Below are 14,233 nucleotides of genomic sequence, written 5' to 3' on the forward strand. Positions count from 1 at the left end.
CCCGGGCTCACGGGCGCACGGCCACGACCTGGTACTCGGTGGTCGGGCCGGGCGGGGTGCCGAAGCGAGCGTTGGGCAGGTAGAGCCGGCCGGCGAAGTAGCCGACGGTCGTCGGGACGTCGAAGCGCGGGTCGGTGATCTGGTCGACCACCGTCGTCGAGTCACCGCGTACGCGCAGGGCGGTCACGGTGTTCAGCCGGTTCTGCACCACGTACAGCGTGCGGCCGCGGAGCAGCAGGCCGTCGCCGTTGGTGAGCGTGATCGGCACGGCGACCCGGTGGGTGACGCCGTTGCGCTCCACCCGGAACAGCGAGCCCGTGTTCGACTGCACGACCAGGAGGTCCCGACCGTCCGGGGTCCGCGCGATCCCGTTGGCGTTGAAGCCCTGCTGGTAGACCAGATCGCCGGTCAGCGGGACGACCTCGGCGCGGGCGGGCAGGCGACCACCGGACAGCGGCAGGCGGTACAGCACCGGGTTGAGCGAGTCGGTGAACCACGCGGCGGTCGGGGTCAGCACCACGTCGTTGACGAACGCGGTACCGGACGCGAGCTGGTAGCTCGCCAGGACACGGCCGGAGCGGGTGTCGACCACCCGCGCGTTGCCGGCGGCACCACCGGCGACGAACAGGCGACCGCGGGCGTCGGTCTTCATCCCGACCGACGGGGTGCCCGGCCCGGTGCTGACGATGCGGCCGCGCCCCGTCACAAGGTCGACCTTGTAGATCGACCCGTCGGCGAGCGAGCCGAGGTACGCGACCGGGCCGGGGCCGATCGCGATGCCCTCGGGCTGGAACCCGTTGGGCAGGGGGATCGTCGCGGGAAACAGGGAGCCGGCCGAGGCGGCGGGCGCGAGGCCGAACAACGCCAGGGCGGCGACGAGCAGGGAGAGTCCAACGCGTCGGAGCATCACGGCATCCTTCGTTGGGGGCATGGGACATCTCCAACCTACGCACGCGGCGCGGGAAGGGCTCAGAGCCGCATGGCACCCAGCGCGGAGTCGAGCAGCACCTCGCGCATCTCCTCGTCCGAGACCTCCTCCTTGAGGTAGGCACTCGCGCTCAGCGCGGCACCGAGGACCTCCATCGCCGCGATCGCGCGCAGCTGCTCGGCGGTCGTGGGTGCCGGGCCGGCCAGCCACGTCGCGAGCTGGTTCCCCATGTCGATCATGTCCTGCCAGATCGACTCCGCAGCGGCGACCACCCCGGCCGGATCGCGCATGAAGATCCCGACCAGGGAACGGTTGTCGAGCATCACGTCGAGGATGCGGGCGAGGACATCGCGGACGGCGGCCGGCGTGTGCGGTTGGTTGGAGGCGAAGTCCAGGACCTCCTGCCAGCCGTCGACCAGCGGGGCGACGATCGCGCTGAGCAGGGCCTGTTTCGAGGAGTAGTGGTAGTACAGGGACGCCTTCGTCAGCCCGACCCGTTCGGCGATCTCCCGCAGGCTGGTCTGGTCGAAGCCGCGCGTGGAGAACAGCTCGAGGGCTACCTCACGAATCTTGTCGCGAGTGTCCCCGTCCATCCACGCCACCTTCCCTCAGGACTTTCTCAGTCGGTCAACGTTAGCGTTCCGCGCGTCTGGCCACCGCAGTGGATCTTACCTACCGGGCGGCAGGTAGACTGCGTTCCGCGCCAGTTGGGCGTCATTCAAGGGGAGGTCTGATGTTCGAACGATTGGGGCGATTCGTCGTCCACAACCCGTGGAAAGTGATCGCCGGGTGGGTGCTGATCACGGTCGCCGTGGTCTCCTTCGCCCCGGCGCTGGGCGACGTGGTGACCAGCGACCAGTCCAACTTCCTGCCTTCGGACTACGAGTCGGTCCAGGCCGGCGAGCTCGCCACGCGAGCGTTCGGGGAGCAGAACGACTCGAGCGCCACGATCGTGGTGCGGCGCGAGGACGGTGCCGAGCTCAGCCAGCAGGACACCGGTGCGATCGGGGATCTCGCGCAGGAGCTGCAGGGCGCGGACATCGAGCGCGTCACGCAGGTGGTGACCGGGGAGCAGGCCGTCTCGCCGAACAAGAAGGTGCAGCTGGTCAGCGTCGGGCTCAAGGGCATCGGCGACGACCCCGTCCTGGTCGAGGCGATCGGCAAGATCCGGGACACCACGGCACCCGCGCTCGAGGACACCGGCCTGGAGTACGCGGTGACCGGTGACGTCGCGATGTTCGCCGACAACGCCGACGCCTTCGACACCGCGTTCGTGATCGTCGGTGCGGCCACGATCGTGCTGATCATCGGTCTGCTGCTGCTGATCTACCGCAGCCCGGTGGCAGCGCTGCTGCCGATCGTGACGGTCGGCGTGGTGAGCGCGATCGCGCCCGGCCTCATCGCCTGGCTCGCGCAGGCGTTCAACTTCCAGGTCGACCAGTCCGTGCAGATCGTGATGACGATCGTGCTCTACGGCGTGGGCACCGACTACATCGTGTTCCTGCTGTTCCGCTTCCGGGAGCAGCTGCGGGCGGGCGAGGACCCGAAGCAGGCACTGGTCAAGTCGGTGGCCCGGGTGGGTGAGGTCATCGCCTCCGCCGCCGCGGCGATCATCATCGCGTTCAGCGCCCTGCTGCTGGCTGTGTTCGGTGGGTTCCGCAGCTTCGGCCCCAGCCTCTCGATCGCCGTCGCGCTGATGGCACTGGCGTCGGTGACGCTGATCCCGGCGGTGGTGTCGCTGCTCGGCACGAAGGTGTTCTGGCCGTCGAAGTCCTGGCAGCGCACGCCGAAGGGCACCACGTTCCAGCGGCTCGGCGCGTTCACCGGGCGTCGCCCCGGCGTCGTGGCGCTGGTCTCCGGCGGCCTGATGGTCGTGCTGGCACTGGGAATGATCGGCTTCAACACCGACTACGACCAGACCGGGCAGCTGCCTGCCGACACCGAGTCCGCGCGCGGGCTGGAGTACATGGAGTCCGGGTTCCCGCCCGGGGCGTTGAACCCGACCTCGGTGCTCGTCGAGTCCGAGAACGGCGCGCTCGACCAGGCCGCGATGAACGCCTACGCCGGCGAGCTGGCCGAGGTCCCGGGCGTTGGCGCGGTGCGGCCGGGCCCGACCGGTCCCGTGACGTTCAGCGAGGACGGGACGATCGGCCAGATCGACCTGATGTTGGACAGCAGCCCGTACGCCAACGCGTCGCTCGACCTGGTGGAGGGCGAGCTGCGGGACTTCGCCAAGAGCGAGGCGCCGGAGGGCACGAAGGCCTACGTCGGCGGGATCACGTCGGCCTTCGCCGACATCAGGAGCGCGAACACCCGCGACCTGTGGGTGATCTTCCCGGTGGCCGGCCTGTTCATCGCCATCGTGCTGGGGCTGCTGCTGCGCAGCCTGGTCGCGCCGCTCTACCTGATGGTGGCCGTCGTCCTCGGCTTCTTCAGCACGATGGGCGCGACAGTGTTGGCCTTCCAGGGCATCGGTGACCGGCCGGGCGTGTCGTTCATGCTGCCGATGCTGGTCTACCTGTTCGTGGTGGCGATCGGAACGGACTACAACATCCTGATGATCGCCCGCCTACGGGAGGAGGCGAAGCTCGGCAACGACCCCCGCAAGGCGGCAACCCTGGCCGTCGAGCACGGCGGCCCGTCCGTCGGGGCGGCAGGGCTCATCCTGGCCGGCACGTTCGCCTCGATGATCCTCGCCGGGGTCTCGTTCCTCGTGGAGATGGGCTTCGCGGTGTCGCTCGGCATTCTGATCGCGGCGTTCGTGATGTCGATGTTCCTCGTGCCGGGGATCACCGCGCTGCTCGGGCACAAGGCGTGGTGGCCCGGCCACGGCGACCGCCCGCAGACCCCGGCGGTGAACCAGCGGGACACGGCGGACGTCGGCTCCGCGTGAACGAAACCCTGCGGTGCTGCCAGGTCGGGGGTCCGGCAGCACCGCAGGGTCAACCGCGAGATCGTCCGTCGCCCTCGCGTTGTTACAGCCGGCCTCCACTCGAACGGGTGGACCTCGTCACGGCGACGCTCCGGCCCCGCGCGCGTTACCGTCTCGGAGTGCTTGAGGAGACAGCTGGTGCCGAGACCCCACGAGCGGGTCTGCGCGTGGTGGTGGACGACCTGTCGGGGCCCGAGATCGCCGAGCTCCTCGCCGAGCATCTCGAGCAGATGCGGGCCATCACTCCACTTGAGAGCAAGCACGCACTCGACCTGGACGAGCTTCGCAAGCCAGAGGTCACCTTCTGGTCGGCGATCGACGGGGACGTCCTCGTCGGGTGCGCCGCGATCAAGAGGCTGGACGCCGGCCACGCGGAGGTCAAGTCGATGCGGACCCGCCCGGCCCGCACCCGGGGCGGGGTCGCCTCGATGTTGTTGGCACACCTCATCGACGAGGCCCGGCGGATGGGTCTCTCGCGGCTGAGCCTGGAAACCGGCTCGGCGGAGTTCTTCCTACCGGCGAGGAAGCTGTACGAGAAGTTCGGTTTCGACTACTGCGAGCCGTTCGCGGACTACCGACCGGACCCGCACAGTGTGTTCATGACGCGCCAGATCTGACCGCGCACAGGCGCAGGGAGCCCGATCAGCGGACCCGGGCGACCACGAAGACGCGGCGGAACGGGAACCAGGTCGTGCCGTCGTCCCTGACGGGGTAGGCGGCGCGCAACCGGGGTGCGAGTTCGCCCCGGAACTCCTGCCAGGACCGCTCGTCGAGAGCGGACCGGATCGGGCGCAGCGCGGTGCCGGTGACCCACTCCAGCACCGCGTCCGCGCCGGTGAGCCGCTGCAGGTAGGTGGTCTCCCAGGCGTCCACCTCGCACCCGGCGTCGCTCAGCACGGTGGCGTAGCCGGCCGGGTCGAGCACGGCGTCCTCCTCGCGCAGCGCCACCGGTTCCAGGCGGGCCCGCCAGCGCTGGGTCGCGACCAGCGAGCGCACCTCGACGTGGGAGGGTGCGCCGAAGTTCCCCGGCACCTGGAAGGCCAGCCACGCCCCGGTCGGGAGCCGGCCGACCCACCGGGCGAGCAGCTCGGGGTGTCCGGGCACCCACTGCAGTACGGCGTTCGACACGACCACGTCGATGTCGGGGCGCGGAGCCCACTCCCGGACGTCGCCCACCTCGGCGTCGAGCCCGCGGCCGCGGGCGGCCTCGACCATCTCCGGCGAGGAGTCCATCGCCTCGACCTTGGCGGAGGGCCACCGCTGCGCGAGGGTGGCGGTGAGGTTGCCGGGACCGCAGCCGAGGTCCGCGACCCGGCGCGGTGACTCCACCCGCACCCGGCCCAGCAGGTCGAAGAACGGCCGCGAGCGATGATCGGCGTACTCGAGGTACTTCCCGGGATCCCACATGAACACCTCCAGCAAACCGTACGTACGTACCGCTTACTCTAGATGATCGAGTCCCGAGTGTGTCGAAGACTGATCTTCGGCTCACCGGCGGCCCTTGCCGGCCGGCAGAAGCACCGAGGCCTCAGGACTTACTCGTCCAGTGCCTGGCGGATCTTCGTGGCCACCTCGGCCGCCACCCGGCGCACTGCCTGCTCGTCGACACCCGCGTCGGCCCTGACCTGCAGCACGACGCCGTCCCGCCCCGGAATCCTGCGCTGCACGAACCACGCCCCTCCCCCGGGCAGCTCCTGCCGGTGCCGGGACCGGATCGACCCGTTCACGCGCGCGTGTACGACGTCGGGCAGCTTGTTCGGCCGCTCCAGGGCATAGCGCGCCGGTCGCAGGTCGGTGAGCAGGACGGCCTCGCCGGCGGTGCCGGTCTCCTGTGCCTCGACCAGCTCCAGCTGGCCGTTGCCCCAGGTGACCTTGCTGACCAGGTGCCAGCCAACCCGCCGCGGCCCGTCCCTGCCCGGCACCCAGAGCCCGTACGAGGTGGCGAAGAGGGAGCCGCCGCCACGCAGCCCCGCCGTCGCCACGACGTGCTCGTCCCGCTCCAGTGCCCCCTCGAGCTCGGGCGGCACCCCACCGCCGAACAACCGCCGCAGCAGTCCCGTCACGACAGTCCTCCAGCCGCCTGGTCCCCCAGTGCCTTGCGGTACTGCTCCAACGCCACCAGGTCGCCGAACAGCGTGCGGTAGTCGTCGGCGTCCTCGACCGGGGAGAGCCGCTGCAGCCGCGACTTGAGCTCGGCGATCTGGTTGGCCACCACGGTCTCCTGCAGCGCCGCGATCAGGCTGCCGACGTAGCGCGCGTCGGGCTCCGCCTTGTGGTGCATGGCCTCCACGGCCAGCTCGGTGACCAGCGACCGCACGGTCTGGTGCGGGCAGGCCTGAGTGGCCGCGTCGACCAGCGCCGGCCCGGAAAGGCCCGAGGACGTGCCGCCCACCGCGAGCAGGGCCTCGTGCAGCTCTCGGTACGCGGGGTGGGTGAAGGCCTCCTTGGGCACGGAGCTGTCGTAGTAGGGCCCGGCCAGCTCGGGGGCCTGCAGTGCGGCCTTGAGCGCCTCGCGCTGCACCCAGAGCCGGGGGTCGTTGCGGGGTGGGCGCGGCGGCCCGTCGACGTCCACGGCGAGCGCGCCCTGACCGGGGACGGCGGGCTGGGGACGGCCGCGGCGCTTGGGCTGGACGGGGGCGACACCGGCGCTCTCCCGGACCCGGCGCACCACCATCGCCTCGTCCTGCCAACCCGTCCAGAACGCGAGCTTGGTCGCGTAGCCGTCCCGCTTGGCCTCGTCCTTGATCTGGGCGACCAGCGGGACCAGCTCCTTCAACGCGCTGACCTGGCCGTCCACCGAGTCGAGGTCGAAGTCGCGCAGCTTGGTCCGCAGCGCGAACTCGAGCAGCGGCTGCCGGCGGGCCACCAGGTCACGCACGGCGGTCTCGTTCTTCGCCTGCCGCAGCTCGCACGGGTCCATGCCGTCGGGCGCCACGGCGATGTAGGTCTGCCCGGCGAACTGCTGGTCACCCTCGAACGCCTTCATCGCGGCCTTCTGGCCGGCCTCGTCACCGTCGAAGGTGAAGACCACCTCGCCCCGGAACGCGTCGTCGTCCATCAGCAGCCGGCGCAGCACGCTCAGGTGGTCGTCGCCGAAGGCGGTGCCGCAGGTGGCCACGGCCGTCGGCACACCGGACAGGTGCATGGCCATGACGTCGGTGTAGCCCTCCACCACGACCACCTGGTGCCGGCGGGCGATCTCCCGCTTGGCCAGATCGAGTCCGAACAGCACCTGGGACTTCTTGTAGATGGGGCTCTCGCTGGTGTTGAGGTACTTGGCCTGGATGGGGTCGTCGTCGAAGATCCGGCGCGCCCCGAAGCCGACGACGTCACCGCCCAGGTCCTTGATCGGCCACAGCAGCCGACGGTGGAACCGGTCGATCGGCCCCTGCCGGCCCTCCTTCGACAGCTGTGCCCGGTACAGCTCCTCGAGCTCGAAACCCCGGCCCAGCAGGTACTTGGTCAACCGGTCCCACCCGGCGGGCGCGAACCCGCAGCCGAACGTCGTCCGTGCGGCCTCGTCGAAGCCCCGCTGGTCGAGGTAGTCACGGGCCTTGGCGGCCTCCGGCGAGCGGAGCTGCTCGGCATAGAACTCGGCGGCCGCGCGATGGGCCTCCACCAGCCGCAACCGCGTGCCCCGGTCGCGCTGTCGGCTGGGGGCGCCCCCCTCGTAGGTGAGCGTGATACCGGTGCGCTCGGCGAGCCGCTCGACCGCTTCGACGAAGCTGAGGTGGTCGATCTTCATCAGGAACGCGATGACGTCGCCGCCCTCGCCGCAGCCGAAGCAGTGGAACGTCCCGTGCGAGGAACGCACGTTGAACGAGGGCGTCTTCTCGTCGTGGAAGGGACACAGGCCCTTCAACGCACCCCCGCCGGCGCGCCGCAGCGAGACGTACTCCCCCACGATGTCGTCGATCCGGTTTCGTTCGCGCACCTGCGCGATGTCGCTCTCCCGGATCCGCCCCGCCATGGACCCGAGTCTAGGCGGGTCGCCCGCCCGCCGGCGGAGAGGTCATACGATGCCGTCGTGACGGTCAGCGACGAGGTTCTCGCCGAGCAGTTCACCGAGCACCGACGGCACCTCGTCGGGGTGGCGTACCGGTTGACCGGTCGGCTGTCCGATGCCGAGGACGCCGTGCAGGAGGCCTGGCTCCGACTGTCCGGGTTGGACGATGAGCGGCGCGCCGACATCCGCGACCTGCGCGCGTGGCTGACCACCGTCGTCGGTCACGTGTGCCTGGACCGGCTGCGTTCCGCGGCCGCCCGACGCGAGCGGTACGTGGGGCCATGGCTGCCCGAGCCGATCGTCACCCCGTTCGGCACCCCGGTGAGTGATGATCCACTCGAGACGGTCGTGCGGTCGGACGAGGTGCGTCTGGCCGCCATGGTGGTGCTCGACCTGCTGACACCGGAGCAACGCGTCGCGTTCGTCCTGCACGACGCGTTCGACATGCCGTTCGCCGAGATCGCTCGGGTCCTCGGCTGCGCGGAGGCCACAGCCCGCCAGCACGCCTCGAGAGGACGCCGGGCCGCCACCGACGCCGCCCCACCGCCGCGTGCGACGCTCGAGGAGCAACGCGCGCTCGTCGAGCGGTTGCTGACCGCGATCGTGGCCGGCGACATCGACTCCGTGGTCCGGTTGCTGCACCCGGACGCGGTGCTCATCGGCGACAGCGACGGCAAGACCAGCACCGCCCGCCGCCCCATGCACGGCGCGGACAAGATCATCCGCTTCCTGTCCGCCCTGGTTGGCCGGTATGGCCAGCACCGGCTCGTCAACGGCGAGCTGGTGCTGGTGAACGGCGATCTGGGGATGGCGGTGCCCGAGGTCCCCGCCGAGGCCCCCTACCCCGAGATCGCGCGGCGGATCGCGGCCTTCACCGTTCACGACGGCCGGATCACGGCGATCTACGACATCGCCAACCCGGACAAGCTCAGGCACCTGGACTTCTGACCGGCGCGTCGGCCGGCACCGGGACCCGGCAGGCGTCGCCCGAGGTGAAGCCCTGGTCCCGGATCCCCAGCGCACTGTAGGAGCGTGCGCGCATGTTCTCCAGGCCGATCTGGTAGGTCAGCTCGAGCACACCCCGATCGCCGAACTCCGCACGGAGCTCGGCGACCTGCTCGTCGGTCACGCCCACCGGGTTGGCGGTCATCGCGTCGGCGTAGGCGATCGCGAGCCGTTCCTGGTGGGTGTAGGCGCTCGAGTCGCGGTAGTCGTCGATCTGCCGGAGCCGTTCGATGTCCAACCCTTCGTGCTTCTGCAACATGGTGCCGAAGTCCACACACCAGGAACAGCCGATCTGCTGGGCCACCCGGTAGACCGCGATCTCCCGGATGTTGGCGGGCAGCACGGTGCTGGCCTTCTCCACGGCGAGCTCGTGGCGGCCGCTCGCCATCATCAGCTTGCGGTGGTGGGCGAGCACCGTGAGCGGCTCGGGCACCGCACCGAATCGTCGGGTCACGATCCGGTACAGGACACGCAGCAACGGGCCGGCCTGCTTGGTGGGTACTCCGGGGACTCTCGGCATTTCTCCTCCTCGTGTCGGTCACCACGAGGACGGGACGGACCGCCGGAACGTGACAGTCCGATCAGGTCATCGACCGCACCCGCACGCGCAGGCCTCGCCGAGGGCGCATCGCGGCGAGCCCGGTCGGCCGCACCGAGCGCGACACCAGGTCCAGCTGGACGCGACCAAGCAGCCGCGCCAGCATCACGGTCAGCTCGGTCGTGGCCATGGTCGAACCGACACAGCGGTGCGGGCCGCCGCCGAACGGCGCGAACTCGTGCGGCCCCACCTTCCGGTACTCCGGCGAGCCGGGAAGCCACCGCTGCGGCCGGAACTCCAGCGGCCGCTCGTAGACCGCCGCGCTGCGGTGGGTGACGTAAGGGCTGTAGAGCAGCATCGAGCCCGCGCCGACCCGGACGCCGGCGAACTCGAAGTCCTGCGCCACGTACCGCACGGAGACCACCGCCGGCGGGTAGAGCCGCAGTGACTCCGAGACCACGGCTCGCAGGTACGGCAGCCTCGCCAGGTCCTCCGCACCGGGCGGGGCTCCGTCCAGCACCGAGCGCAGCTCCGCCACCGCCCGCCGCTCGACCTCGGGGTGGGTGAGCAGGGCGTGGACCGCCCACGCCATGGCCCCGCTCGTGGTCTCGTACCCGGCGGCGATGAGCGTGATCGCCTGGTCGCGAACCTCCTCGTCGGTCAGGCCTCCCCCGTCCCCGTCCCGACCGCGCACCAGCAGCGCGAGCACCTGGTCGTCGCTGTCCGCCCCCAGCGTGCGAACTCGCGCGATCTCCTCGTGGACCCACCCGTCCACGACCTGACGCGCACGCATCGCGCGGCGCCAGAGCGGGCTGCGCAGTGCGCGGTGTGCCCCGATCAGCTGAGGTGACCGGTCCACCAGGTCGAGCAGCGCCTGCAGGTGCCGGCCGAGGAAGTCGGCGTCCCTCGCCAGCCGGTCTCCGAACAGCGCACGCATGGTGCTGCGGCGGATCGCCCCGCGGAACTCCTGGTAGGCATCGACGACCTGGCCGGGCCGCCACCGGTCGATCGTCTCGTCGGCCGTGTCCACCATGACCCGCACGTACTGGTCGACCTGCCGGTGGTGCATGGCCGGCTGGACGAGCCGGCGCCGCCGCCGGTGGTCCGGGCCGTCGGACACGATCAGGGACGTCTCCCCGTCGACGGGCACCAGGGCGGCGAACGCCTCCCGCATGCGGAACAGCTCGTCGTTGGCGAAGACGAACCGGTTCGCCTCGGCGCCGAGCAGGTAGACGTACCTGCTCGAGCCGAACCCCAGCGACACCACCGGCCCCCGTCTCCGGTGGAGCCACCGCAGGAACTCCCCAGGGCCGTAGCCGACGACCATCCTCCGCCCACTTCCGATCTCTGTTGAGTTGACAAGGTTCGTGGTCGAGAACCCGACTGAAGCAACCGTAGGCGGGGGGACCGACAGTTCTCGTCGTGCCGGCTACCTGGGGTCGGTGACGCGAGCCAGGAAGTAGACGACACCGGTGGCGGCATGGCGCACCAGGAGCAGGAACGGCCGGTCGACCACCAGCTGCTCGCTGCTGGTCACCAGCGAGACCATCCGCATCATCACGGCTGTCGCGGCCGCACCCTCCAGTCCCTCCTCGTCGATCGTCAGCACCGCCTCGTGCAGCACCTCGTCCACGGCCAGCGGGGCGGGGCTGATCTCGTGCAGGTCGGCGTGCCTGGTGAAGACCGTGCGCACGCCGAGCTGCCGCAGCCGGTCCGCGAGCCTGGTCTTCGTGCTCACCCGGAGCCTGGGCAACGCGAGGTCGATCTGGGTCAGGCGGGGTGCGTCGAGCAGCTCGGCCAGGGAGTCCGCGTCCAGCGCCGCCTCCGCCTCGGCGAGGTCGCCGTCCGGCAGCAGTACCACCGCCTCCACGCCGCCGACCGCGCGCAGGGTGGCCACCCGCCAGCCGTCCTGTGCCGCGTAGCCGATCCGTTCGGACAGCTCCATCGTCGGCACCTCGCGGACGCCCTCAGGAGTGTGGAACGGGCGGAGCCGCGTCGCCTCCCTGGTGAACCGCGCTCGCCACGCACACTTCAGGTAGAGCGCGTTCACCAGCGCCGACACCGTCTCGTCGGTGACGGCCCCGGGCGGGATCAGCTCGGGGATCAGGTCACGGGTGGTCTTGGCGACGTCGAGGTTGATCATGCCCCGGGCACGGTCGGGCTCCGTGCGGAACGGCGCCTCGCGCACCTTGCCGCTCGACCACCGGCCCAGCTCCTCGACGAACGACACCAGGACAGCGATCGACTCGTCCGCCCACAGGGTGTTGGCGACGGCGATGACCGGCTCGTCCTCCTCGCCGCGCGCCGGCTCCAGCTCCCCCGCCTGCGCCAGTAGCTTGCCGAGGGCGCCGACATCCCCCGAGGCGCTGCCCAGCAACAGCGTCGCCAGCTCCTCGCGGGTGGAGCCAGCGGCCCCCTGGGTGAGCAGACCGAGCGCGCTCGCCACCGAGAACGGTGACCAGCACACTGTCGCACCGGGATCGGGCGCGGTGACTCGGTGCAGGGCAAGGGCGAACGCGAGGTGCGCGCGATCCGTCACAGCTCTCCTCTACTGGCGCGGGTCGGGTAGGACGATCGTCGTCGGCGGCGGTGGGACGGGCAGCTCCGCGGCATCGGTGAGGGGACCGGACGGCATGGGGCGCCGAGGCTCGCGCACGCCCGCGCCGCCGTCGTCGCCGCCGATGTCCGTGCCGCCGGGGTCGAAGTCACGGGTGCCCACCGGCACGCGCTCAAGCCGCGGGAAGGCGAAGCGACGGCCGGTACGGGGACGTTTCGAGGTCATGGTTCGAGTGTGCCACCTCACACCGACGAGGCGGCGGCGCCGACGTACACGCCGTGCCAGCGGACGGCCTGCGCGTCGGTCAGCGCGGCGACCTGGTCGACGACGACCCGCAGCCGGGCGCCGTCGTCCGGGGCGGCCTGCCAGGCCGGGACGAAGGCCGGCTCCAGCGCGTGGTGTCCCCGGTCGAGCAGCGCCGCCACCAGGGCCGTCAGCCACTCCCGCTGGGTCGCCTGCAGCGCCAGGCGGCCCGGGTCGCTCAGCACGTAGCGCAGCGCCACCGCCTTGAGCAACGCGACCTCGGCGGCCACCCGGGCCGGCACCATGAGCTCGGCGGAGTACCGGGTGAGCGTGCCGCCGCCGTACCTGCCGCGGGTCGCGGTCACCGCCGCCGCCGCGAACCGGCCGACCAGCTCGCTGGTCAGGCGTTTCAGCGCGACCTGGGCGCCGAGCGAGCCGTCGTACTCGGCGCCGGCGAGGTCGGCGACCACGGGCAGCCGGACCAGCTCGGCGGCGACCTCCTCGAGGCCGGAGACGGGTTCGGCACTGAAGTGCTTCGCGGCGAGCTCGGCGACCACTGTGCGCTCGTTCCGGTCGGTGAGCGCGGGAATCGAGATCCGGCCGGACCGGACACCGTCCTCCACGTCGTGCACGGAGTAGGCGACGTCGTCGGCCCAGTCCATCACCTGGGCCTCCAGGCACCGCCGGCGGTCGGGAGCGCCCTCGCGGATCCAGTCGAACACCGCGCGGTCGTCCTCGTAGACGCCGAACTTGCTGGTGCCGGCCGTGCGGGGCCACGGGTACTTGGTCGCGGCGTCGAGCGAGGCCCGGGTCAGGTTGAGGCCGTGCTCGCGCTCGCCGAGCACCTTGGGTTCGAGGCGGGTGAGGATGCGCAGCGTCTGGGCGTTGCCCTCGAAGCCCCCGCAGGACCGGGCGACGGAGTCCAGCGCCCGCTCGCCGTTGTGGCCGAACGGCGGGTGACCGATGTCGTGGGCAAGCCCCGCGGTGTCGACCACGTCGGGGTCGCAGCCGAGCTCCTCGGCGATGCCGCGGCCGATCTGGGCGACCTCGAGCGAGTGCGTCAGGCGCGTCCGCGGAACGCCGCTGACCTCGGAGCCCTCGCCGGGCCCGACGACCTGGGTCTTGCCAGCGAGGCGGCGCAGCGCCGCGGAGTGCAGCACCCGCGCGCGGTCGCGGGAGAACGGGCTGCGCCGCGGAGGCCACGAGCCGGGCAGGACCGCGCTCTTGCCCGGCTCCGGGTACAGCCGCGCGGCGTCGTGCTCGGCGTAACCGGGGGTCATGGGCGGAGGTTACTTGTCGACGGCGACATCTTCGGAGATGCCGATGCCGTCCGCGGAGGCCCTGGTTGCGCGGTAGTAGAGCAGCGCGGCTGTCTCGCGCAGGATGTAGCGGATCTGGGTCTGCCTGGTCTGGACGATCGGACCGGTGTGGGTCGGGGAGGTCCAGGCGTCGAGTCCGAGGTCGGCGGCCATGGTGCGGGCACGGAGCGAGTGCCAGGGGTCGCTGACGATCACGGCGGAGCGCCAGCCGCGTTCGGTGATCTCCTGGGCGGCCGCGCGCAGGCTGCCGAGCGTGTCGTTGCCCTCACCGACATCGATGACCGCGTCCTCCGGAACGCCCTGATCGGTCAGCCAGATCGCACTGGCCTGGGCCTCGGTGTACTCGTCGCCCGGCTGACGACCGCCGGTCGTGACGATGTGCTCGGCGACGCCGGCCTCGTAGAGGTTCCTGGCCTTGCTCAGCCGCGCCTCGAGCACCTTGGACGGCCGCCCGCCGTACTGGGCGGCGCCGAGGACCAGCACGACGTCCGCGCGGTCGCGGTCGTCCACCCTGGCCACCTGCCACACCCGGAAGCCGGTTCCGCCGACGACCAGGGCGCCGACGAGCAGCACACCGACCAGCAGGCGGCGCACGAACCGCAGTAACGGTCGCGGCCTCGGGGTTGCGGCAGTCACGAGATCGATCCTTCCAGATTCGACGACCCACGGTGGGCACCTGGGGACGGCGAACACGGCATCGTACCC

Annotated in this window: 14 protein-coding genes; 3 read left to right on the plus strand and 11 right to left on the minus strand. The window is 71.2% G+C overall.

The genetic code is table 11. The features are described 5' to 3' along the window. Positions 1 to 7 precede the first annotated feature (7 nt). Both BU204_RS04405 and BU204_RS04410 read right to left on the minus strand, forming a co-directional pair. Positions 8 to 907, minus strand: a complete 900-nt coding sequence (locus tag BU204_RS04405) for an SMP-30/gluconolactonase/LRE family protein (protein ID WP_075124235.1) — start codon at positions 905 to 907, stop codon at positions 8 to 10. A gap of 62 nt (positions 908 to 969) precedes the next feature. Further along, positions 970 to 1,521, minus strand: coding sequence for a TetR/AcrR family transcriptional regulator (locus tag BU204_RS04410; protein ID WP_075124236.1), 552 nt, complete (start codon positions 1,519 to 1,521; stop codon positions 970 to 972). Between the two features lie 140 nt (positions 1,522 to 1,661). Between BU204_RS04410 and BU204_RS04415 the strand changes: the two genes are divergently transcribed. Both BU204_RS04415 and BU204_RS04420 read left to right on the plus strand, forming a co-directional pair. Continuing rightward, the gene (locus BU204_RS04415) at positions 1,662 to 3,821 is read left to right on the plus strand and encodes an MMPL family transporter (protein ID WP_075124237.1); all 2,160 of its coding nucleotides are present in this window, start codon (positions 1,662 to 1,664) and stop codon (positions 3,819 to 3,821) included. Between the two features lie 158 nt (positions 3,822 to 3,979). Beyond that, entirely contained in the window at positions 3,980 to 4,477 is a 498-nt protein-coding gene (locus tag BU204_RS04420) for a GNAT family N-acetyltransferase (protein ID WP_233159271.1), read from the plus strand. Between the two features lie 25 nt (positions 4,478 to 4,502). Here the strand turns inward: BU204_RS04420 and BU204_RS04425 are convergent, their stop codons facing one another. The 3 genes from BU204_RS04425 to dnaG all read right to left on the minus strand — a co-directional run bounded on the left by BU204_RS04425 (position 4,503) and on the right by dnaG (position 7,830). Next, positions 4,503 to 5,267 carry a trans-aconitate 2-methyltransferase gene (locus tag BU204_RS04425; protein WP_075124330.1) on the minus strand — a complete coding sequence of 255 codons (765 nt, stop codon included), beginning with the start codon at positions 5,265 to 5,267 and terminating at the stop codon, positions 4,503 to 4,505. A 128-nt stretch (positions 5,268 to 5,395) separates the two neighbouring features. Continuing rightward, positions 5,396 to 5,923 carry a hypothetical protein gene (locus BU204_RS04430; RefSeq protein ID WP_143229305.1) on the minus strand — a complete coding sequence of 176 codons (528 nt, stop codon included), beginning with the start codon at positions 5,921 to 5,923 and terminating at the stop codon, positions 5,396 to 5,398. Beyond that, positions 5,920 to 7,830 (minus strand): DNA primase, encoded by a 1,911-nt coding sequence (gene dnaG, locus BU204_RS04435; protein ID WP_075124238.1) that lies wholly within the window; start codon positions 7,828 to 7,830, stop codon positions 5,920 to 5,922. Before dnaG ends, BU204_RS04430 begins: the two co-directional genes overlap by 4 nt. Positions 7,831 to 7,887: 57 nt before the next feature. Between dnaG and BU204_RS04440 the strand changes: the two genes are divergently transcribed. Further along, the gene (locus BU204_RS04440; RefSeq protein ID WP_075124239.1) at positions 7,888 to 8,814 is read left to right on the plus strand and encodes a sigma-70 family RNA polymerase sigma factor; all 927 of its coding nucleotides are present in this window, start codon (positions 7,888 to 7,890) and stop codon (positions 8,812 to 8,814) included. Here the strand turns inward: BU204_RS04440 and BU204_RS04445 are convergent. From BU204_RS04445 to BU204_RS04470, 6 genes are all read right to left on the minus strand, one after another. Next, complete coding sequence (locus BU204_RS04445) at positions 8,795 to 9,391, minus strand: carboxymuconolactone decarboxylase family protein (RefSeq protein WP_075124240.1); 597 nt, start codon at positions 9,389 to 9,391, stop codon at positions 8,795 to 8,797. The genes BU204_RS04440 and BU204_RS04445 overlap by 20 nt on opposite strands. Before the next feature lie 61 nt (positions 9,392 to 9,452). Beyond that, positions 9,453 to 10,736: a cytochrome P450 gene (locus BU204_RS04450; protein ID WP_075124241.1), complete on the minus strand. Its 1,284-nt coding sequence runs from the start codon at positions 10,734 to 10,736 to the stop codon at positions 9,453 to 9,455. A 102-nt stretch (positions 10,737 to 10,838) separates the two neighbouring features. Further along, positions 10,839 to 11,948, minus strand: a complete 1,110-nt coding sequence (locus BU204_RS04455) for a serpin family protein (protein ID WP_075124242.1) — start codon at positions 11,946 to 11,948, stop codon at positions 10,839 to 10,841. 9 nt (positions 11,949 to 11,957) lie between these two features. After that, positions 11,958 to 12,191 (minus strand): hypothetical protein, encoded by a 234-nt coding sequence (locus BU204_RS04460; protein WP_075124243.1) that lies wholly within the window; start codon positions 12,189 to 12,191, stop codon positions 11,958 to 11,960. Positions 12,192 to 12,208: 17 nt separating this feature from the next. After that, positions 12,209 to 13,489, minus strand: a complete 1,281-nt coding sequence (locus BU204_RS04465; RefSeq protein WP_075124244.1) for a deoxyguanosinetriphosphate triphosphohydrolase — start codon at positions 13,487 to 13,489, stop codon at positions 12,209 to 12,211. Between the two features lie 9 nt (positions 13,490 to 13,498). Beyond that, complete coding sequence (locus BU204_RS04470; protein WP_075124245.1) at positions 13,499 to 14,164, minus strand: YdcF family protein; 666 nt, start codon at positions 14,162 to 14,164, stop codon at positions 13,499 to 13,501. Between the last annotated feature and the right edge of the window lie 69 nt (positions 14,165 to 14,233).

The organism is Actinophytocola xanthii (assembly GCF_001921205.1).
GTDB classification, from domain to species: Bacteria; Actinomycetota; Actinomycetes; order Mycobacteriales; family Pseudonocardiaceae; genus Actinophytocola; species Actinophytocola xanthii.

Excerpts from the sequence above, each read along its gene's own strand:
- BU204_RS04405 (WP_075124235.1), bottom strand. The coding sequence starts at position 907 with ATGCTCCGACGCGTTGGACTCTCCCTGCTCGTCGCCGCCCTGGCGTTG.
- BU204_RS04410 (WP_075124236.1), bottom strand. The coding sequence starts at position 1,521 with ATGGACGGGGACACTCGCGACAAGATTCGTGAGGTAGCCCTCGAGCTG.
- BU204_RS04415 (WP_075124237.1), top strand. The coding sequence starts at position 1,662 with ATGTTCGAACGATTGGGGCGATTCGTCGTCCACAACCCGTGGAAAGTG.
- BU204_RS04425 (WP_075124330.1), bottom strand. The coding sequence starts at position 5,267 with ATGTGGGATCCCGGGAAGTACCTCGAGTACGCCGATCATCGCTCGCGG.
- dnaG (WP_075124238.1), bottom strand. The coding sequence starts at position 7,830 with ATGGCGGGGCGGATCCGGGAGAGCGACATCGCGCAGGTGCGCGAACGA.
- BU204_RS04445 (WP_075124240.1), bottom strand. The coding sequence starts at position 9,391 with ATGCCGAGAGTCCCCGGAGTACCCACCAAGCAGGCCGGCCCGTTGCTG.
- BU204_RS04450 (WP_075124241.1), bottom strand. The coding sequence starts at position 10,736 with ATGGTCGTCGGCTACGGCCCTGGGGAGTTCCTGCGGTGGCTCCACCGG.
- BU204_RS04460 (WP_075124243.1), bottom strand. The coding sequence starts at position 12,191 with ATGACCTCGAAACGTCCCCGTACCGGCCGTCGCTTCGCCTTCCCGCGG.
- BU204_RS04465 (WP_075124244.1), bottom strand. The coding sequence starts at position 13,489 with ATGACCCCCGGTTACGCCGAGCACGACGCCGCGCGGCTGTACCCGGAG.